This window comes from Pseudomonas sp. MPB23 (assembly GCF_046605395.1).
GTDB lineage: Bacteria > Pseudomonadota > Gammaproteobacteria > Pseudomonadales > Pseudomonadaceae > Aquipseudomonas.
This window is the reverse complement of the sequence record NZ_CP176771.1, coordinates 2,534,691-2,554,513: the sequence shown is the minus strand read 5'-3', so window position 1 is coordinate 2,554,513 and position 19,823 is coordinate 2,534,691. Positions and strand designations below refer to the sequence as shown.

Sequence of the window (19,823 nt, the reverse complement as noted above, 5' to 3'; positions counted from 1 at the left end):
GGTTTGACCGTGAGGACATTTTGCTCATGGTGGGTTGTTGTGATGTCGGTCAAACCGCTTGAAATATCAGGCGCTAGACAGTTGAATAGTCGAACCTGCGCAAAGTTAATGAGCCCGCCCCGTCAATGTGCGCCCAGCTTTCTGCCCTGTTATTTAAGTAGTTTTCCCGCATTCTCGAACATTGACTATTCAAACTTGCTCAAATAACGATTCAGCTATCAAAATGCCAAGATCCAGCAAAACGGGTGCCACCTCAAAAAAGCTGACAGCACGATTATATTTTTACCCATACAATGCCGCCCCTGAGAAAACAATAAAACAATCTTGGGTGGGCTTCTAATTCATTTTCCATGTGTATTCGTGCATTTCCCTGCATTAGTTTATGCACCGCATTAACGCTATTCTTATATTTTTGCCAAACCGTGGTGCAACTCACCCGTACTGTTTCAGGGCGTCAGACTTCCATTTCAGTGCCCCCCCCCTGCGCATAACCCACGCCTGCCCGTACAAGCTTCGCCAGACAAGAAATAAACCGCGTGATTTCAATCGTTTAACAACGCGCTTCTATCGAAGGTGCAGGTGCTCGGCTGGCCAGCGATCGGACACCGGTCGTCAGTCACCCTGTAAAACAACAGACGCAAAATTAAGGAGACGCTGAATAATTAACCCGTTCGCGCCGTCCTCCATTCCAAGCCATTTTTTTCAACCAGCCGACCTTATTCTGCGTTTCTGGGGCCGATTTCTGCCCTCATTTTGCTGATTTGCGGGCCAGCCTCGCCTTTCAGACGGATTTATCCCGCCGCCCGTTGTAAATACCGCTTGGCCAGCATCAGATTGGCCAACCCAAATAGACTGAACAACTGCACCGTGTACTTTTCCAGTCCACGGTACCGAATCTTGCGATGATTGAAACGCACCTTGAGCACCTGGAACGGGTGCTCGACCTTGGCACGCAGTTGCGCCTTGGCGTATTCGATCTTGCGCTTGACCCGGAACAGCAAGCTGCCTTTACCGTGGTGCTTGTAACTGCTTGGCCGTGCTGCAATCGACCAGATAACGTCCCGTTCAGCATGCTCCGGTCGCTTGGCCGCACCGGTGTATCCAGCGTCACCCGAAACATAGGTTTCGGCACCGTGCAGCAACTGGTCGACCTGGGTGATATCCGCCACGTTGGCGGCCGTCCCTACCAAGCTGTGTACCAGCCCTGACGTGGCGTCGACACCAATGTGAGCCTTCATCCCGAAGTGCCACTGATTGCCTTTTTTAGCTTGATGCATCGCAGGATCGCGCTTGCCTTCTCGGTTCTTGACCGAAGGCGGCGCGGCGATCAGGGTGGCATCGACTATGGTGCCTTCCTTGAGTAGCAGACCCTGGCTGGCCAGATGCTGGTTAATCGTTTCAAACAGTACTCGCGTGAGCTGATGGGTTTCCAGCAAGCGGCGAAATCGTAGCAAGGTGGTGGCATCCGGTGCCGACTCACGGCCCAGGTCAATGCCGATAAAACCACGAATGGCCTGGCTATCGTAGACGGTATCTTCGGTACCTTCATCGGAGAAACCGAAACACTGCTGCACGACATACATGCGCAGCATGCGCGACAACCCAATTGCAGGGCGCCCGCGCTTGCCAGTGGTGTCGCTATAGAACGGAACCACTTGCGCCTCCAGTTGTGCCCAGGGCACCAGCTGTTCGAGGTCAGCCAAGAAGCGATCGCGGCGAGTCTGCTTTTTCTTGCCGGTGTATTCGAGTTCGGAGAAGGTCTTCTGCACGCGCGTAACAAGGCTCACGGAGAGGGGGCTGGTTGAAAGTGCTCAGTGTGCCAAGGGTGAGGACGGTTGGCGATTTTTGCAGCGCCTCCTTAAGCACATGAAGGACGCGGTGCACGGCTGCCTGGCATTTTCCAGGTACAAAAAAACCATGCCAAAGTCAACCTTTGGCATGGTTGGGGTGGTGCGTCACTCATACGAACATGAGCAACTTCTTTCTACCGTTTTATTTCAGGCCGACAGTCGCCAGGTAATCCAGGCACGTGTTGACAGTTTCCACATCGGCAAATTTGGCGTCGATGTCGAACAGGTTCCAGGCCACCGCACCCGGTACCCGGTCACCGATGCACTCCTTCACCGCGATGGTACGGAAGCCTTCAGCCAAACCATCGCACAGCGTGGTGCGCACGCACGCCGATGCGGTCACTCCGGTGACCAGGATAGTATCCACGCCGGCAGATCGCAGGTAGCCGGCCAGCGACGTGCCGCTGAACGAACTGGCGCGCTTCTTCACCAGTACGAATTCGCCGTCGATAGGGGCAATTCGCGAGTCGATGGCCCAGAGGTTCTCATCGCTCTGATTCACAACATCCACCGGGATTTTGTTGTGCCATTGGCCCATGTCGGTGTTGGGATCATTTCGATCAGTGTTCTGGTAGCAGGTGGTCACGTGCACGATCGGAAACTTGTTGGCGCGAAACTCCTTCATCAGGCGCTGCACCCCCGGAATGATCTCATCATCAATCTTTTCGCAGGTGAAAGGGTTACCCGGACGAGTCCAGGCGTTAGCCAGGTCGACGTTGATCAATGCAGGGCGTTTGCCAAAACCGATGCGCCGTTGAAAGCCACGCTCCTTATAGAGCTTGGTCGATTCTTCAAAGGCGCGGTTGAGCATCTCCATCAGGTCTTGCGACATAGTAAGTATCTCCAGATGAGTTCAGGGTACCGAGGTGGTTCGAGGGGTTTGCGTTAACCTTGAACTAACGATAATCTCCATAATTAATAATTGCTAATTCATATTTTCGGATAATTGATACCATTATGAGCAACAATGCCCGGTTCGATCTGAAGCAGATGAAAGCCTTTATGGCGGTTGCCGAGTCACTGCATTTCAAGCGTGCAGCGGACTCGCTTTTCATCACCCAACCGGCGTTAAGCCGATTAATCAAGGGGCTGGAGGAAGAACTGGGCGCAGAATTATTGGTGCGTACCACTCGGCAAGTCGCCCTGACAGAGTCAGGGCGTTTATTTCTGCAGGAGTGTCGCCAAGCGTTGCGGCATATAGACCGCGCGGTTTATCTGGCCAGGAGTGCAGCAGCCGGTGACATCGGCCACATCTCGGTGGCTTACAACGACTTTGCTATCAATGGCGTGCTGCCCTCGATTCTTGAACAGTTCAAGGAGTTACACCCGGACGTCACGGTCGAATTGGTTTATATGCCGTCACAAGACCAATACAAAGCCATCAAGGACAGCCTGATCGACATTGGTTTCCTGCTGGGGCCGTTGACTATTCCCGGAATTGAAACTCATCGGATTGCATTGGAGAAAATGGTCGTCATTCTTCCAGCACGACACCCTCTGGCCAAACACAAACACATCAAAGTCGAGCAGCTTAAAGAGGAGCGCTTTATTTTCGGCGCGGAAAGTGGCTGGAGCCTGTTTCGCGAGCAAACATTCCACCTCTGCCATGCGAACGGCTTCAGTCCGAATATCATTCAGGAAGCGACCACCAGTATCGGTATTTTTGGACTGGTCGCCGCCAACATGGGGGTGTCGATCTATTCAGAATGCGCCTTCAAGATAAAGCGCGAGGGCGTGGCAATAGTCCCCTTGAATAGCAAAAACGCCACGATCGAAACCATAGCGGCCTGGAGCCAGGATTACGAAAATCCGACAGCGCGCCTATTCAAGAAGCTCTTGCGTGAACTTGCCCCTCAAGGACATCTCTGAGGACCAGATCGGCGCCATGCAAACCAGGCATGGATTCAGGCTTAAAAAGGTAATTAGTCGCACGTCGGCATGAAAGCCCATGTGCGACCTGAATGTCGCTTGAATTTCTGTTTTGCTTAACAAGTCTGTTTTGACTGGGGATTCCATGCGCACTTGGACACCCAGTCCACGCTGACTTGGACACTCATTCCACGGCCACTTGGACACTGATTCCACAAGCACTTGGACAGTGATGTTCCACTGATCCGATCCATGCTCAGGCAGGCAGCAACGCAGGATTATTCACTACCATCGACCTCTTTTCTCGAAGCGAAGAGGTCATCGTGGAGCGTATATCCATGCGTAAAATCCGAGAGGTACTACGTCTAAAGTTCGACGCTGGCCTGTCCGTGCGCAAGATCGCCGCCAGCCTGCGCATCAGTAGCGGCAGTGCGGGCAATTACTTGCACCGTTTCAACGCTTGCGGGCTGAGTTGGCCGACATTGTTATCGGATGCCGAACTGGAGCGATGCCTGTTCCCTCCAGCACCAACAGTTCCCAGCGATCAACGTCCGATGCCTGACTGGTCTTGGGCGCATGCCGAGTTACGCTGCCCCGGCGTCACTTTGGCCCTACTCTGGCAGGAATATCGACTCGCTCACCCGCAAGGCTTCCAATACAGCTGGTTCTGCGAGCACTACCGCCTCTGGGCCGCCAAGGTCGACGTTGTCATGCGCCAGGAGCACCGTGCCGGCGAAAAGCTGTTCGTCGATTACGCCGGACAGACCGCGCCCATCATCGACCGACAGACCGGTGAAATCCGTCAGGCCCAGATCTTCGTCGCCGTCCTCGGCGCGTCCAGCTACACCTTTGCCGAGGCCACCTGGTCGCAGAAACTGCCCGACTGGCTGGGCTCGCACGCCCGCTGTTTTGCTTTTTTCGGCGGCACATCGCAGATCCTGGTGCCCGATAATCTGCGCAGTGGCGTCACCAAGGCGCATCGCTACGAGCCGGGCATCAACCCCAGTTACCGCGATCTCGCCGAGCATTACGGCGTAGCCGTACTGCCCGCGCGTTCGCGTAAACCCAAGGACAAAGCCAAGGTTGAAGTGGGTGTGCAAGTGGTCGAGCGCTGGATCCTGGCAGTGCTGCGCAACCGCCAGTTCTTCTCGCTCGGAGAACTCAACACGGCAATCAGCCTGCTGCTCGAACGCCTCAATCAAAAGCCCTTCAAGAAGCTGCCCGGCTCACGCCGCTCGGCCTTCGAGACCATCGACCAACCCGCACTGCAACCGCTACCAGAACATCCGTATGTCTACGCCGAATGGAAAAAGGCGCGGGTGCACATCGACTATCACGTCGAGGTCGAGGGCCATTACTACTCGGTGCCGTACCAGCTGGTGAAGCACCAACTCGAAGTGCGGCTAACCGCTAAGACCGTCGAGTGCTTCCACGCCAACCAGCGGGTGGCCAGTCACCTGCGCTCGCTGCACAAAGGCCGCCACACCACCCAAACCGAGCACATGCCCAAGAGCCACCGGGAGCACGCCGAATGGACACCGCAACGGCTGATCCGCTGGGCCGAGCAGACCGGGCCTAACACCGCTGGCGTTATCGCCTACATCCTTGAGCGCCGAATCCATCCTCAGCACGGCTTCCGCGCCTGCCTGGGCATCCTGCGCCTGAGCAAGCAGCACGGCGAAGAGCGGCTGGAAGCCGCTTGCCAGCGAGCGCTGGCACTGGGCGCGTGCAGCTACAAAAGCCTTGAATCGATCCTGCGCCAAGGGCTGGAAAAGCTACCGCTGTCCCAGCAAAACCTGCCGCTACTGCCCGACGAACACATCAACCTGCGCGGCCCTGGCTACTACCACTGACCTGAAAAAGGAGCACCAAAATGCTGCCCAACCCGACACTCGACAAGCTGCAAACCCTGCGCCTGCACGGCATGATCAAGGCGCTGAGCGAGCAACACGCCACGCCCGATATCAATGATCTGAGCTTCGACGAACGCCTCGGCCTGATGGTCGACCGCGAGCTGACCGAACGTGAAAACACGCGTCTGAGCAGCCGCCTGAAACTGGCACGACTGCGCCATAACGCCTGCCTGGAAGACATCGATTACCGCAGCCCACGCGGCCTGGACAAGTCCCTGATCCTGCAACTGGGCAGCGGCCAATGGCTGCGCGACGGCCTGAACCTGATCATCGGCGGCCCAACGGGCGTAGGCAAAACCTGGCTCGCCTGCGCGCTGGCTCACAAGGCCTGCCGCGACGGTTACAGCGTGCGCTACCTGCGCTTGCCGCGCTTGATGGAGGAGCTGGGCCTGGCTCACGGCGACGGCCGTTTCGCCAAACTCATGGCCGGCTATGCCAAGACCGACCTGCTGATCCTGGACGACTGGGGCTTGGCGCCGTTTACCGCTGCGCAGCGGCGCGACATGCTTGAACTGCTGGACGACCGCTACGGCAACCGCTCGACGCTGGTCACCAGCCAGATGCCGGTGGACAAATGGCATGCGCTGATCGGCGACCCGACCTTGGGCGATGCGATCCTCGACCGGCTGGTGCACAACGCTTATCGGATCGAACTGAAGGGCGAATCGATGCGCAGACGCGCAACGAAATTGACGGCGACAGAGACTTCAGACTAACAATGCAAACCTGCGTCGCTGCGCTCCGACTGCCTGTCCAAGTGGACGTGGATCAGGTGTCCAAGTGAGCATGGAACGAGTGTCCAAATGATCGTGGGCTGAGTGTCCAAGTGTCGTGGAATCCGCATTTTGACAAAACCGGTTGTTCCATCAACCGTTCCCTACCCAGACATGCAGAGCCGGTAACAGCTCGGTGTGAAGCTCTGGGGACAATGTAACCGCCGATCTATTCGGTACGCCAACCCGTGAGGGTAAGCAGAAGCTGCGAGCACAAACGCGGTGAGGGGCTAGGGATGAACGAATACGACCAACGTATGTGAACTTCTGATAAACGTCGTCATCATTTACAAGCCAAAGGTGCTGATAGGCTTGAACCAAAACGGTACGCGGTAAGGTATGGCCTCTGTGAGCTGGGCCATCGTGGACAAAACACCGCCGGCGAATAGGAAGGGTCCGACTCGTTCTGAAATTCATTCGGAACAGGGTAAGCCCGTAGTGCTGCCGGTAACGGCAGGCGGACTGTAAGGAACGCTGTTGGTGCTGCGGGTATAGGAGTGAGGAGAAAGCGAATGCCGTTCTGTAACGGAGTGGATACCGGCTGAAACATCGTCGGGCGTGAAAACGAGCAGACTTCCGCATGGTCATTTGTGGCGAGAGAATTTGGCAAATCGTTATATGAAGGAAAGCAGATGACGGCATTCGATGCTGGTGCGCCTTCGCACGCTGAAAAGATGTGGCTCCAGGCAGACTGGCCGCGCATCAAGGAAGAGGTGAAACGACTCCAAGTGCGTATCGCCAAGGCAACAATGGAAGGCAGATGGGGCAAGGTTAGCGCCTTGCAACGATTGCTGACCCGCTCGCATAGCGGCAAGATGTTGGCCGTGAAGCGAGTGACGGAAAATCGCGGCAAGAGAACGCCGGGCGTCGATGGGAAAATCTGGTTGGGCCCGGCGGCCAAATGGAATGGAGTCGATGAGGCATCGCAGCTACCACGCGCTGCCGCTTCGGCGTATCTACATTCCGAAGAGTAATGGCAAGAAGCGTCCGCTGGGAATCCCCCGAATGCTCTGCAGATCAATGCAGGCGCTATGGAAGCTCGCTCTGGAACCCATTTCAGAGAGCTTGGCTGACCCGAATTCCTATGGATTTCGGCCTAACCGCTCGACCGCTGATGCCATTGAATATTGCTTCACCACGCTGGCGAAACGCATGTCGCCAGCATGGGTTCTGGAAGGAGACATTCGGGGCTGTTTAGATAACTTCAGTCACGACTGGATACTCCAGAATATACCGATGGACAAGGCGATCCTGCGCCAATGGCTTCAAGCTGGATTTATCGAAAAAGGAACTCTGTTTGCGACGGAAGCTGGAACTCCCCAAGGCGCAGTGATAACGCCGGCAACAACAGAGCAAACTCTCGGATAAAATGGGGGCTGCGCATTGCCAGGGAGAGTTTTTCCCCGAGGCATGCGGGATGCCCCAATGTCGAGACTGTTCTCGTCATTGAGGTCATCGCCCCCACTGACGGGAGACTTCAGTCATGAGCCGAAAACCGCGGATCTGGCGTATTCGTCTGGCTTTTGAGCCAAATCGATTCTCTCGTGAACAGCTCGAGAGGGTCTACGAGCAGCTTAAGCCAACAGAAACGCGGGCTTCATCAGAATTGTCACAATCCCAGCCCTCTGTGAAAAAGCATCGTAGTGCGAAGCGAGGTGAGCAATGAGTCAGGCCGTGATGGTGGCGTTCTATGCCCGCGTATCCTCTGACCAACAGGCTAAACGCGGCACGATTGAAAGCCAGATTGCCGCGTTGACAGAGCGGATCGTGGCCGATGGTGCCCACGTTGCTGAGGACATGCGCTTTGTCGACGCAGGCGTCAGCGGCGCGACGCTGATTCGTCCACAATTGGAGCGGCTCAGAGACCGCGCTGCACTTGGCCTGGTAGATCGTCTCTACGTCCTCTCCCCAGACTGACTGTCGCGAAAATATGCTCACCAGGCATTGCTGATGGAAGAGCTATTGGCGTGTGGCGTGCAGGTTGTGTTCCTCAATCATGCCATTGGCGTCACGCCGGAGGAGTCGTTGCTGCTGCAGATGCAGGGCATGATCGCGGAGTACGAACGGGCCAAAATTATGGAGCGTCATCGTCGCGGCAAGCTTCACGGGGCCAAACGCGGCAGCATCAATGTGCTGTCGACTGCGCCCTACGGTTATCGCTACATTCGCAGGCAGCTTGATGGAGCACCCGCACAGTACGTTATCGATTTGCCACAAGCGGCGACGGTCAGAGCCATATTTCAGTGGATCGGGATGGAGCGACTGAGCATCGGCGAGGTGGTGCGGCGCCTAGCCGCAACAGGCACCGTCACGGCTTCAGGTAAGCCGTGCTGGGACCGCAGTGTCGTGTGGGGAATATTGCAAAATCCAGCCTACATGGGCCGGGCCGCTTTCGGCAAAACACAGGCGCGTGATTGTTTGCCCCGCATACGCCCACAACGCCACAGTGCCGATGTGCCCAAGAAGGGCTATTCAACCGTACGTACGGATCCGAGTCAGTGGATCGAGATACCCGTACCAGCGATCGTCAGCGAAGGGTTGTTTCAGTCGGTTCAAGAGCAACTTGCTGAGAATCGCAGAGCGACTCGTCAGCGCCATCATGGTGCTGTTTACCTGCTTCAAGGCTTGACCGTTTGCGGCCATTGTCACTACGCCTATTACGGTAAAAAGGTCAGCAAGGCAGCGGCCAAAGGCCAACGTCGGGACTATGCCTATTATCGTTGCATTGGAACCGATGCCTGCCGCTTTGGTGGCGAACGCGTCTGTGACAATCAGCAAATACGAACGGACCGGCTCGATGAACTGGTGTGGCAGCAGGTTGTTGAACTGCTTGCCCACCCTGTAAGGCTAAAGAGTGAATATGAACGCCGGCTGGGTGCCCTCGAAGAAAAAGAAAAAACAAATCCTGATACTGCAGCACTGGAACGACAACGACTGCAGCTGGATAAAGGCAAGTCGCGGCTCATCGATAGTTATGCCGAGGGTATGATCGACAAAACGGACTTTGATCCAAAGATGCGGCACTTGAAGAACCGCCTGGAACAGATAGATCAGCAGATACAGGCGTCACGGTGCCATCAGGTGGGTCAACGCGAGCTGTTTCTCGTAATTAATCGTCTCGAAGAGTTTGCCGCTGCTGTCCATGACCGATTGGACACTGTCGATTTCGTAACGAAACGCGAGATCATCCGCGGCCTGGTCAAACGCGTCGAAATTCACAAGGACGAGATTTTGGTCGTGTTTCGGGTTGATCTGGATCCCCGGTTCAACGCCAGCGAGAGTTCGACTGGATCAGACGTCAGAGAAAAAAGTATGCAAGATCGTACGCGGCGTAATCTCGCCCGTAATCGCGAACATGACGCTGGACGGACTTGAAGCGACAGTAGATGCAAGCGTGGCCCCGATGGTGCGAGCGCGCAGAAAGTGCAAGGTCAACGTCAACAGATATGCGGATGATTTCGTTGTGACAGGGGTGTCGAAGGAAATTCTCGAAAACAACGTTCTCCCGGCGATCAAGCAATTCATGGCCGTCCGGGGGCTGGAACTCTCGGAAGAGAAAACCAGAGTCACCCACATTGATGAGGGTTTCGATTTCCTCGGGCAAAACGTGCGCAAGCATGGCGGTAAATTGCTCATCAAACCGGCTGCCAAGAGCGAAAAAGCACTCCTGGAAAAGGTTAGAGGAATTGTGAAGAAAAACTGGACAGCTACTCAAGCCAACCTGATTTTACAGCTCAATCCTGTGATTCGGGGCTGGGGTATGTACCACCGGCACGTAGTGTCCAAATCCCGCTTTACATCGATAGATGCTCAAGTTTGGCGCCTCTTATGGAGATGGGCATTGCGCCGACATCCCTCAAAAGGCACGGGCTGGGTAAGGCAAAAGTATTTCCACGCAGAGGGAAATCGGACATGGGTATTTGCAGCGAAAACCAAGGTCAACGGGCTAACCCAACGACTGCGGCTCTTTCGTACCGCAACGATTCCAATCGTTCGTCATGTCAAGATACGTGGCAAGGCGAATCCGTTTGATTCAGCGTGGATGTCTTACTTCGCTCGCCGTCGCACCGCGACCGTTTCAGATTGATGCCCGGTGCCCAAACATGGTGCTGACAAATGGCTTGAGCCGGATGAGGGGTGACTCTCACGTCCGGTACTTAGGGGGCGGCAGCGCAGCAATGCGCTGTTGCTACCCGACATTGGTGTGAACGCAGCGTCGGATTGGTACATAGCCTAGTCGGGGCTGCGGCCAACATGGCTCATGTCACCCGAGTCGCGTTACACGGTGGAGAAACGTACGTCCCAAGCGATACGGTTACATCGGTGCGGCCAAACGAGTGGAGCATACTAATCGGGAAATCATCTGGTCGATTGCTGCGTGGCCGAGCAGTTACCGGCCTCACGGCAAAAGCAGCGTGCCATACCAAGTCAAGCACAGGATCGAATACGCCAACGCCTGGCTCGTTCCAAGTTGGAGCAAACGTTTCAGGTGCTCAAGGTGCGTTTCAATCATCGCAAGATTCGGTACCGTGGACTGGAAAAGTACACGGTGCAGTTGTTCTTAGAGGGGCTAAACCGGGTTGGGAAAAGCAAAATAAGGCCGGCGGGTTGATGATGTTGGTTTGAAAATGGTGCAAGGGCGCGAACCGGTGAACTGTTCAGCGCCTCCTGAGTTATATTTCCCAAGCTCTTCGATCATTTGCAGCTCAGGCCAATGGGTTGAATCGGTGCTGTGGCTGCGGAGTGTTCACTTCAAGTGAGCCCCCAGAGGTTTCAGGCAGAGTAAGACCACCGGCCAAGGCGAAGATCGCTACACCGGCCAGGTAGAAAGCAGGCGCCATCGAGTTACCGGATTGCTCGATCAACCAGGTCGCCATGAACGGTGCCGTCCCGCCAAATATCGTATAGGCCATGTTGTAAGTGATGGCCGAGGCCGTGTAACGGGTACGGGTAGGAAACACTTCCGACAGCAGTACGGCAGTAACCACACCGCACAGGACCGCTCCGACCGCCAGCAGCAGCGCACCCGCCAGGGCCGGCAAAAACAGCCCTGAACCGGCGAGCAGAAAGGCCGGATAGATCGTCACCAGCAGCCATACGGCAGCGGTCAGCATAGTGCAGCGGCGACCGACACGATCGGAGTAGGCGCCGGCGAACGGACAAAATGCGGCTGCAAATATCAGTGTGAGTACTGAAACAAGCAACGCAGTCGGGCGTTCCAGGCCACCCTGGAGTTGTAGATAGGTGACGAAGTAAGTGGTGCAGATATAAAACGACAACGCCGTCAACGAGATGAACGCCCCCAGACACCCCATGGCGCCCGCCTGCTGACGCAGGGTTTCCTTCAACGGCACATGGACGGCGCGCTCGGTTGCCGCGATGGCCTTGAACGCAGGGGTTTCTTCCAGCTGCCAGCGCAGGTACAACCCCACCAGGCCAAGCGGCGCGGCAATCAGAAAGGGCAGCCGCCAGCCATAACTGGCCATCTCTTCGGCACTCAGAAAGGTGTTGAGGGCATAGGTGACGATGGCTGCTGCGGCGAAGGAGGCAAACGTCGACACCAGCGCGGCACTGCCGTATCTGGCGCGCTTGTTGGCGGGTGCGTGTTCGATCAGGTAGATGCACGCGCCGGCATACTCTCCCCCGGCGGAAAAACCCTGGACGCAACGGATCAAGGTCAACAGCACCGGGGCCAGCAGGCCAATGCTAGCGTACGTGGGTAAAAGGCCGATCAGGGTGGTCGCGCCCGCCATCAGCAGGATCGTCAGTGACAATACCCGCCGCCGTCCCAGCCGGTCCCCCAGCATCCCGAACACCAGGCCGCCCAGGGGACGGAAGGCGAACGCCACGGCAAACACGGCAAAGGTCTTGAGCAACGCCGTGGTGCTGTCGCCGCTGGGGAAAAAGACTTGCGCGATCGTGGCCGCGAGAAAGCCATAGATTGCGAAATCAAACCATTCGACAAAATTGCCGATGGACGCCGCCCATACCACTTTCTTCAATGCCACCGGTTGCTGCGGCATATGCGTATTAGTTGTCATATCCACCTCACTGTCAGTTGTCCAAACAAGCGATGGGCAGTTGCAAACTAAACCAAAAGCGACTGCGACATGTTCGGCCTCTCGCGGGCCGTGAATGCCTTCGGGTCATGACGAAAAGTGGCTGCTCTCCACTTTTCATCCAGACCCTGTTCTGAACCGAAACCTCTAACGCGCTGCCGAGCCGAGCGCACGCTTGCTGAAAATCAGGCTGGCATTCGCCCCGCCAAAGCCAAAGCTGTTACTCATGACGCAATCCACCGACTGGTCAAAACGCGTATCGCGGATAATGGGCAATGCCTCGACTTCAGGGTCCAGTTGCTCGATGTTGTGAGAGGCCGCCAGAAAGCCGTGTTGCATCATCAACAGCGAGTAAATGGCTTCATGCACACCCGCCGCGCCCAGCGCATGACCGGTCAGCGACTTGGTCGAGCTGAACGCCGGCAAACTGCCGTCGAAGGCCTGCGCGGCAGCGCGCAGTTCGACCAGGTCGCCAGCCTGGGTGCTGGTGCCATGGGTATTTAGGTAGTCGACCGATTCGGCACAGGTACTCAGCGCCGCCTGCATTGCCCGAAACGCGCCGTCACCGCTAGGGGAAACCATGTCCTGGCCATCGGATGCCGTGCCATAGCCGATCACTTCGGCGTAGATCCTGGCGCCACGGGCAAGCGCATGGCCAAGCTCTTCGAGAACCAGTACGCCACCGCCACCGCTGATGACGAAACCATCACGCGTCACATCGTATGGACGGCTGGCCTGGGTCGGCACATCGTTGTAGCGCGTGGAAAAAGCCCCCATGGCGTCGAACATGCAGCTCTGGCTGACATGCTCCGCCTCAGCCCCACCGGCGAACACGACATCCTGCTTGCCAAACTGGATCTGTTCGAACGCGTGCCCGATGCAATGGGCACTGGTGGCACACGCCGAAGCGATGGAATAGTTGAGCCCCTTGATCGCAAAGAAACTGGCCATGCACGCCGACACCGTGCTGGTCATGGTGCGAGGTACCCGGTAAGGGCCAACCTTGCGAATACCCTGGCCAAGCAAATGATTGGCTTCAACGATGTCCTCGCTGGAACCGCCCCCCGAACCCATCACACAACCGGTTCGCGGGTTCGAGACCTGCGAGGCTTCCAGCCCGGCATCGGCAATCGCATCGCGCATCGCCAGGTAGGCGTAAGCGGCGGCATCGCCCATGAAGCGGCGTTGGCGCCGGTCGATCTGCTCCAGGTCAACGTCCAGCAGGCCGCTGACATGGCTGCGCAGGCCCGCTTGTGCATACGCCGGGTTGAAACCGATCCCCGAGCGCCCTTCGCGCAACGCCTGCAAAACGTCTGCCGCAGAGTTGCCCAGGCAGGAAACGATACCCATTCCGGTCACTACGACCCGTCGTAACCCTGTGTTGTGGCTGGAGGTTTTTTCAATCTGCAAGACATAACTCCCTACTCTTTTCGCAACGTGAACAACGCTGCGATGTGCTCGAGTCTAATGGTGATATTTAATTCTGATAATTCGTATATCGGCGCGCTTTATTACCAAAAAACGCACGAATTGCAGGAGCTGGCTGGCTCGCGAAAGCGGTTCGTCAGGGACACCTGTATCGACAGTCACTACGCCTTCGCAAGCCAGCCGGCTCCTACGGGAGGGTGTCGTTCTCATAAATTGCGGGATGCGCGAGCAGTGTGGCGATCCTGCAAGGTTCACCTTTTCAGCCGGCGAAGCGTTCCACACGAGCCGGGCTGCGCTGCATCAGCACTTTGCCGTCACGGATCGACGTCAATACCTGGCCCTGGCTGCGGATCAGCTCGTAGTCGTCCGGCGCGGACAGGATCAACAGGTTGGCCGGGCGCCCGACTTTCAGTCCGTAGCGCTCGCCTAGGTGCAGGGTCCGGGCGCTGTTGTCAGTGATCAGGTCCAGTGCACGCTTGAGGTCTTCGTAACCGAGCATGTGGCAAATGTGCAGGCCGGCTTCGAGGATGCGCAGGATGTTGCCGTTACCCAATGGATACCAAGGGTCGACGATGGAGTCCTGGCCGAAGCAGATGTTCATTCCCGCCCGGTCGATTTCGGCGACGCGCGTCAGGCCCCGGCGCTTGGGATAGCCGTCGAAACGCCCTTGCAGATGGATGCTCTCGGTCGGGCAAGAGATGAAATTGATCCGCGACCGCTTGAGCAGGCGGAACAGCTTGTAGCAATAGGCGTTGTCATAGGAACCCATGGCCACAGTGTGGCTGGCGGTCACCCGTTCGCCCATGTCCCGCACCCGCGCTTCGTCAGCCAGCACTTCGAGAAAGCGCGACTGCGGGTCATCGGTTTCATCGCAATGCACGTCCACCAGGCAACCGGTGCGCTCGGCCAGGTCCATCAGAAACTTCACCGAGGACTCGCCCTGCTCCCGGGTATTCTCGAAGTGCGGAATGCCCCCCACGACGTCGGCACCCATGGCCACCGCCTCGGTCATCAAGGCACGGCCATTCTTGAACGATTCAATGCCTTCCTGGGGAAAGGCGACAATCTGCAGATCGATCAGGTGACGGGTTTGCTCGCGGACCTCAAGCATCGACTTGAGCGCCGCCAGGGACGGGTCGGTGACATCGACATGAGTACGCACGTGCTGGATACCGTTATCGACCAGCATGTCGATGGTTTTGCGCGCACGAACCTTGGTGTCTTCGTGGGTGACCAGCGCCTTGCGCTCGGCCCAGCGCTCGATGCCCTCAAACAGCGTACCGCTCATGTTCCAGCTCGGCTCACCAGCCGTCAGCGCGGCATCCAAGTGAATGTGCGGCTCGACGAAGGGCGCGGTCACCAGGTTCTGTCCGGCGTCCAGATCCGCCGCACTGGTGGCTTGAACCACCTGCGCCTGCGGGACGATAGCCGCAATTTTTGCGCCATCGAGTTCAAGACGATACAAGCCGGTTTTACCGCGCAGGCGGGCGTTGATGATGTTCATGTTGACTCCTTGCTGTGGACTTCGGTCATGCGCCATACCAGCAGCGCGACCGATGCATTCATTCGAAAAAGCGGATCGTCCAGCGACTTTCCGCTCTGCTGCTCGATACGCTGGATGCGTTGATTGATGGTGTTGCGGTGGATGGCCAGGCGACTGGCTGCCTTGAGCGCATTGCCATTTTCCTGGAGCAGTGCGTCGAGGGTTTCAAGCAGCGTGAATGGCTGCTTGCGAGACGGCTCGATCAATGGCCCGAGGGTTTGCTTGACGAAGTGATCGATCACCGAGCGGTCGCCGATGCCTTGCAACAGGCGCAGCACACCCAGCTCGCTGAAATCGCAAAAGCCGCTCGCCGGGTGCAGGCTCTCGGCGACATCCAGGGCCTGGCGTGCTTCGTTCAGGGCCTGGCGATAGTGCCCGCAATCCTCCACGCGGTTCGCCAGGCCCATGTACAAGGTCATGTCGCCAATCAATTCGCCGAGCGCCTGGTACAAGCTCAGCAGATCGGCGCGCAGACTGTCCTGATCGGGCAACAGCACAATGAACAGGTCGCCCTGGAGGATCACCGGCAATGCCTCGGCCCAGTTGCGGTTCCAGGCTTCCAGATGATCCTGCAGGGACTGACGGGTTTGCTGCAACAGCCGCTCGGCCTCCGCTGGCGGATGGCGCTCGAACAGCACGCTCACGCTGGACAACCGCAGGGCCACCAGACGACGTGGCCCCTCGACGGGCAATTGCACATGCTCGGCACGCTGCTGCGCGATGGCCAGACTCGGATAGTCGCCGGTGAGCAACTGGCTGAGAATGTCGTGACGCGAACGCCGGGCTTGCGCCATATGCACCAGCGCCGTGCCGATGGCGTGGGTGACGATAACCATCTTCAGCAGGTAAGGCTGTTCGATCAACGGCAAGCCGTAATGCTCCGCACGCTCGATCACAGCCTGGGGGATGCGCTGGATAAACGTCCCCCCCGTGAGAATCACTAGGCCGGCAATTCCCATCGCCACGCCATCCTCGATGAGGCTCAACAAGTTGGCCTCCTCGCGTGCATGATTGACGCCCGTGATGAATACCAGCTCGCCGCCTATGACCCACTCGGCGATGCCCTCGTTCTCGGCGACATAAGGCCAACGAACGGTGCGATGCAGGTGCAGGTTGCCGGCACGCACGGTCAAGCCTTCAAGCCCCGGCAACTTGAGGACTTCTGCGACCGTCAGGCTCACAGTTCCTCCTGCGTCGAGCCAATGGTGGCGCGGCGACCGCACAATTGCAGCAAGCCGATGTAGCACACGGCAGACACCGCGATCCCCACCAGCGGAGCGACCCAGGGCGAGCAATAGGCAACCAGTGCGCCGACGGCGTAGGCCGACAGCCCGACGACGTTGTAGCGCGGCAATCTGGCGCTGGCCAGCAGCGGATATTGGCCGCGATGGCGGTACCAGAAGTCGGCCATGATCACGCCGCCCACCGGAGGGATGATCGAGCCGAGCAGCACCAGAAACGGGATCAGCATCTCGTACATGCCACCGATGGCCAGCAGCACGCCAACGCCGGCAGCGACCAGGGTCATGGTCCGGCGGCGCTCACTGCGCAGCAGGTGACAGGCCGCCGCGGAGACGTTGTAGATCGTCGGCCCCTGGATCGTCCACAGGTTCAGGCAGAGCATGATCACCGCGGCGAACGATAGGCCTTGCAGGATCATCACTTCGACGATATCGGCCTGCTGATAGACGATCGCGCACCAGGCACCCGCGACCACCATCAAGCCATTGCCGAGCAAAAAGCTGACGATGCTCGCGATGATCGCCACGCGACCGGTACGTGACAGCCGTGTCCAGTTGGTAGCCTGCGTGGCACCGCTGGCGAAGGTACCGAACACCATGGTCACGGCGGCCGAAAACGTCATGGTTTCATGGGGGATGACGGCCGCCAGGGCCTGAAAACCACCAATATCGTGGGTGGCGATGTACATGGAAATAATCAGCAGGACGAACATCAACGGCACGGAAACCCGCGAGAGTACATCAAGCCCTTTGTAGCCGATGATGGCGGTGAGGCTGAAGCCAAAGCCGAACAGAATCATCAGCGGGATCGTCAGGCCCCCTGCCAGACCGAGCATCTTCACCAGTACGATCGCCACCGTCGCCGTCCCCCAGGCATACCAGCCCAACTCAGCGAACCCGAGCAGAAAATCTGAAAGTCGGCTACCCGCCTCGCCAAAGCAAAACCGCCCCATCAACACGGTATTGAGGCCACTACGGGAGGCGATGAAGGAAAGCGCCGCAGCATAGAGTGCCAGCAGGCTGTTGCCGATGGCGGCGATCCACAGCATGTCGACGAAGTTGAAGGCCATACCCAGCTTGCCACCGGCAAACATGGTGCCGGTGAAAAAAGTAAAACTGAACAGCACCATGGAAATGGACAACAGCCCTTTGCGCGCTTCGCGTGGGGCTTCGCTTAACGGAAAATCGCCGGATGAACTCATTTCATTATTTCTCCAGATCGAAAGCGGGCTTGGATGGATGGGCACACCCATGTCAGAGCAATTACCGGGCCCATAGCGGACCGCTTCGAAAATGAAGGGAAATACATGCGAAAACGACATCGATGAAAGTGCAAAAAGCACATCTTTGAAGAAAAATTCTTTATTTTTCTGTGCCAAACGCCCTTTTTTATTGCCATCGCGCACCATTCATGGACGCAACAGGGAATTGCAGCGTCTTCAAAGACCACTAGCGGCGACCAATACTTCGATACCCGTGGCCACGCAACAGGCCAAATCGAGGGCGAGGAAGGATTTGCCTTTTCCTGGCGGCCCAAACAACACCGCCAACGCGCTCTGCTCCAAATAATCATGGACCAACCAAACGATGGGATTGATCGGCATATCACTGGCTGCGACGGACTCGAAAGACGAAGATGCGCTGACCGCAGCGACCTTCCATTCCGCAGCATAAAGATCGAGAGGAAGCACCTGATCGGGCTTATCCCCAACCGCCGTTTAGCCTGCTCGTAGCGAGCGCGATCCTCTGGGTGTTGGCGCCGACTCCGAATTGACAATCTGGCAAGCGCTCGCGCATTGGTGTCGGTCAGATGATGATCCCGATTACAACGATGTGAGTCAGATCGATCGACGGATCGCTGCTGGACTGCACCGCTTAGAAACTGTCAGAAAATCTGCCTTTGGTCGAAAAACACTGAGTCATCCAGGGTATGGGCCATAGTATGGGCTGGGATTTTTTTCAGAAACACAGAAACGAAAAAGCCCTGAATAATCAGGGCTTTTTCGTATATATGTGGCGGTGAAGGAGAGATTCGAACTCTCGATACAATTTCTTGTATACACACTTTCCAGGCGTGCTCCTTAAGCCACTCGGACACTTCACCGTATCTCGTCAAACCAGTTCAGTCTGTCGAGGCGCGCTAATGTAGTCGAAAGCCTTTCTGATGGCAAAGGTTTTTTTCAGAATTTTCATGCGGTTAGACGGGTATGCCGCGCCACGCCCGGCAAAGGGCGGTGATTCTGCCATTCTTGGGCATTGGCGACGTGCGTCTGGAACGGCGATTGCGCCCCGCCCTAGGGAGTTCAACACACAACCCACAGGAAAAGTCTGACTGGCCAGTCAGTCACGGCGCTTTACCGGGGCGGGCGTGGTGGGTAACGTCTGCGCAGGCACTTCTATAACAAATCTATTAAGGAACCGCGTCATGAGTGAGTTGATCTCCTACCACCTGGAAGACGGTATCGCGACCCTGACGTTGAGCAACGGCAAGGTGAATGCGATTTCTCCTGCGGTGGTCAATGCCTTTAATGAAGCGCTGGACCAGGCGGAGAAAGACCGGGCGGTGGTGATCATCACCGGCACGCCGGGGATCTTGTCGGGCGGTTATGATTTGAAGGTAATGACGGCCGGCCCTAAAGAGGCGATCGGTCTGGTGACGTCGGGCTCGACGTTGGCGCGTCGTCTGTTGTCGCACCCATTCCCGGTGATTGTGGCGTGCACCGGGCATGCGGTGGCCAAGGGTGCGTTCCTGCTGTTGTCGGCGGATTATCGAATTGGGGTGGAAGGTCCGTTCAGCATTGGCCTGAATGAAGTGGCGATTGGCATGACCATGCACCACGCCGGTATCGAGTTGGCGCGGGATCGTCTGCGTAAGTCGGCGTTTCATCGCTCGGTGATCAATGCCGAGATGTTCGACCCGCAAGGTGCCTTGGGTGCCGGCTTCCTCGATAAAGTGGTGGCCCCGGAAGAGCTGCACGCGGCCGCGCTGGAAGCGGCGCGTCAGTTGAAGAAGCTCAACATGAACGCCCACAAGCAGACCAAGCTGAAGGTGCGTAAGGCGCTGCTGGAAGCGCTGGACGATGCGATCCTCCAGGACCAAGGCCATATTTTGAGTTAAACACCTACCGTTGGTGTGTCAGAGCCCGA

General features: G+C 57.2%; 16 protein-coding genes, 1 tRNA gene and 2 pseudogenes. 10 read left to right on the top strand and 9 right to left on the bottom strand.

Annotated elements, in window-relative coordinates; translation table 11 throughout:
• Nucleotides 1-791: 791 nt before the first annotated feature.
• On the bottom strand, nt 792-1,769 hold the full coding sequence (locus ACLH0J_RS11890; RefSeq protein WP_314691110.1) for an IS5 family transposase: 978 nt from the start codon (nt 1,767-1,769) through the stop codon (nt 792-794).
• A gap of 223 nt (nt 1,770-1,992) precedes the next feature.
• Entirely contained in the window at nt 1,993-2,682 is a 690-nt protein-coding gene (locus ACLH0J_RS11885) for an isochorismatase family protein (RefSeq protein WP_314690985.1), read from the bottom strand.
• Nucleotides 2,683-2,807: 125 nt separating this feature from the next.
• Here ACLH0J_RS11885 and ACLH0J_RS11880 point away from each other — a divergent pair, with 125 nt between their 5' ends.
• The 9 genes and pseudogenes from ACLH0J_RS11880 to ACLH0J_RS11840 form a co-directional block, all read left to right on the top strand.
• The gene (locus ACLH0J_RS11880) at nt 2,808-3,719 is read left to right on the top strand and encodes a LysR family transcriptional regulator (protein WP_314690988.1); all 912 of its coding nucleotides are present in this window, start codon (nt 2,808-2,810) and stop codon (nt 3,717-3,719) included.
• Between the two features lie 338 nt (nt 3,720-4,057).
• Nucleotides 4,058-5,572, top strand: a complete 1,515-nt coding sequence (istA, locus tag ACLH0J_RS11875; RefSeq protein ID WP_346096478.1) for an IS21 family transposase — start codon at nt 4,058-4,060, stop codon at nt 5,570-5,572.
• Between the two features lie 20 nt (nt 5,573-5,592).
• A complete protein-coding gene (gene istB / locus ACLH0J_RS11870) occupies nt 5,593-6,348 on the top strand; it encodes an IS21-like element ISPre4 family helper ATPase IstB (protein WP_034000379.1) in 756 nt (251 codons plus the stop codon).
• Nucleotides 6,349-7,037: 689 nt separating this feature from the next.
• Nucleotides 7,038-7,379 carry a reverse transcriptase N-terminal domain-containing protein gene (locus ACLH0J_RS11865; protein WP_411392105.1) on the top strand — a complete coding sequence of 114 codons (342 nt, stop codon included), beginning with the start codon at nt 7,038-7,040 and terminating at the stop codon, nt 7,377-7,379.
• Entirely contained in the window at nt 7,321-7,773 is a 453-nt protein-coding gene (locus tag ACLH0J_RS11860; RefSeq protein ID WP_411392104.1) for a reverse transcriptase domain-containing protein, read from the top strand. Before ACLH0J_RS11865 ends, ACLH0J_RS11860 begins: the two co-directional genes overlap by 59 nt.
• A 294-nt stretch (nt 7,774-8,067) precedes the next feature.
• Nucleotides 8,068-8,514: pseudogene (locus ACLH0J_RS11855) on the top strand (recombinase family protein); the annotation flags it as partial.
• Nucleotides 8,515-8,535: 21 nt separating this feature from the next.
• Complete coding sequence (locus ACLH0J_RS11850) at nt 8,536-9,780, top strand: recombinase family protein (RefSeq protein WP_314691112.1); 1,245 nt, start codon at nt 8,536-8,538, stop codon at nt 9,778-9,780.
• Entirely contained in the window at nt 9,761-10,492 is a 732-nt protein-coding gene (locus ACLH0J_RS11845) for a group II intron maturase-specific domain-containing protein (protein WP_314690991.1), read from the top strand. The genes ACLH0J_RS11850 and ACLH0J_RS11845 overlap by 20 nt, the downstream gene beginning before the upstream one ends.
• Nucleotides 10,493-10,623: 131 nt before the next feature.
• Nucleotides 10,624-11,017 (top strand): annotated as a pseudogene (locus ACLH0J_RS11840) (transposase); the annotation flags it as partial.
• A 94-nt stretch (nt 11,018-11,111) separates the two neighbouring features.
• On the opposite strand, the gene ACLH0J_RS11835 reads toward ACLH0J_RS11840, so the two are convergent.
• The 7 genes from ACLH0J_RS11835 to ACLH0J_RS11805 form a co-directional block, all read right to left on the bottom strand.
• On the bottom strand, nt 11,112-12,446 hold the full coding sequence (locus ACLH0J_RS11835; RefSeq protein ID WP_314690993.1) for an MFS transporter: 1,335 nt from the start codon (nt 12,444-12,446) through the stop codon (nt 11,112-11,114).
• A gap of 165 nt (nt 12,447-12,611) precedes the next feature.
• The gene (locus ACLH0J_RS11830) at nt 12,612-13,874 is read right to left on the bottom strand and encodes a beta-ketoacyl synthase N-terminal-like domain-containing protein (RefSeq protein ID WP_314690996.1); all 1,263 of its coding nucleotides are present in this window, start codon (nt 13,872-13,874) and stop codon (nt 12,612-12,614) included.
• A gap of 277 nt (nt 13,875-14,151) precedes the next feature.
• Nucleotides 14,152-15,396 carry a cytosine deaminase gene (gene codA, locus ACLH0J_RS11825; protein WP_115284335.1) on the bottom strand — a complete coding sequence of 415 codons (1,245 nt, stop codon included), beginning with the start codon at nt 15,394-15,396 and terminating at the stop codon, nt 14,152-14,154.
• Nucleotides 15,393-16,616 carry a PucR family transcriptional regulator gene (locus tag ACLH0J_RS11820; RefSeq protein ID WP_115284336.1) on the bottom strand — a complete coding sequence of 408 codons (1,224 nt, stop codon included), beginning with the start codon at nt 16,614-16,616 and terminating at the stop codon, nt 15,393-15,395. Before ACLH0J_RS11820 ends, codA begins: the two co-directional genes overlap by 4 nt.
• Complete coding sequence (gene codB / locus ACLH0J_RS11815; protein WP_115284337.1) at nt 16,613-17,878, bottom strand: cytosine permease; 1,266 nt, start codon at nt 17,876-17,878, stop codon at nt 16,613-16,615. Before codB ends, ACLH0J_RS11820 begins: the two co-directional genes overlap by 4 nt.
• Before the next feature lie 237 nt (nt 17,879-18,115).
• Nucleotides 18,116-18,367, bottom strand: a complete 252-nt coding sequence (locus tag ACLH0J_RS11810) for an AAA family ATPase (RefSeq protein WP_258869207.1) — start codon at nt 18,365-18,367, stop codon at nt 18,116-18,118.
• Nucleotides 18,368-18,690: 323 nt separating this feature from the next.
• Nucleotides 18,691-18,780: transfer RNA gene (locus tag ACLH0J_RS11805), tRNA-Ser, on the bottom strand.
• 321 nt (nt 18,781-19,101) lie between these two features.
• On the opposite strand from ACLH0J_RS11805, the gene ACLH0J_RS11800 reads away from it, so the two are divergent.
• A complete protein-coding gene (locus tag ACLH0J_RS11800) occupies nt 19,102-19,794 on the top strand; it encodes a crotonase/enoyl-CoA hydratase family protein (protein WP_411392103.1) in 693 nt (230 codons plus the stop codon).
• Nucleotides 19,795-19,823 lie beyond the last annotated feature (29 nt).

Excerpts from the sequence above, each read along its gene's own strand:
- ACLH0J_RS11885 (WP_314690985.1), bottom strand. The coding sequence starts at position 2,682 with ATGTCGCAAGACCTGATGGAGATGCTCAACCGCGCCTTTGAAGAATCG.
- ACLH0J_RS11880 (WP_314690988.1), top strand. The coding sequence starts at position 2,808 with ATGAGCAACAATGCCCGGTTCGATCTGAAGCAGATGAAAGCCTTTATG.
- istA (WP_346096478.1), top strand. The coding sequence starts at position 4,058 with ATGCGTAAAATCCGAGAGGTACTACGTCTAAAGTTCGACGCTGGCCTG.
- istB (WP_034000379.1), top strand. The coding sequence starts at position 5,593 with ATGCTGCCCAACCCGACACTCGACAAGCTGCAAACCCTGCGCCTGCAC.
- ACLH0J_RS11865 (WP_411392105.1), top strand. The coding sequence starts at position 7,038 with ATGACGGCATTCGATGCTGGTGCGCCTTCGCACGCTGAAAAGATGTGG.
- ACLH0J_RS11860 (WP_411392104.1), top strand. The coding sequence starts at position 7,321 with ATGAGGCATCGCAGCTACCACGCGCTGCCGCTTCGGCGTATCTACATT.
- ACLH0J_RS11845 (WP_314690991.1), top strand. The coding sequence starts at position 9,761 with ATGACGCTGGACGGACTTGAAGCGACAGTAGATGCAAGCGTGGCCCCG.
- ACLH0J_RS11835 (WP_314690993.1), bottom strand. The coding sequence starts at position 12,446 with ATGACAACTAATACGCATATGCCGCAGCAACCGGTGGCATTGAAGAAA.
- codA (WP_115284335.1), bottom strand. The coding sequence starts at position 15,396 with ATGAACATCATCAACGCCCGCCTGCGCGGTAAAACCGGCTTGTATCGT.
- codB (WP_115284337.1), bottom strand. The coding sequence starts at position 17,878 with ATGAGTTCATCCGGCGATTTTCCGTTAAGCGAAGCCCCACGCGAAGCG.
- ACLH0J_RS11800 (WP_411392103.1), top strand. The coding sequence starts at position 19,102 with ATGAGTGAGTTGATCTCCTACCACCTGGAAGACGGTATCGCGACCCTG.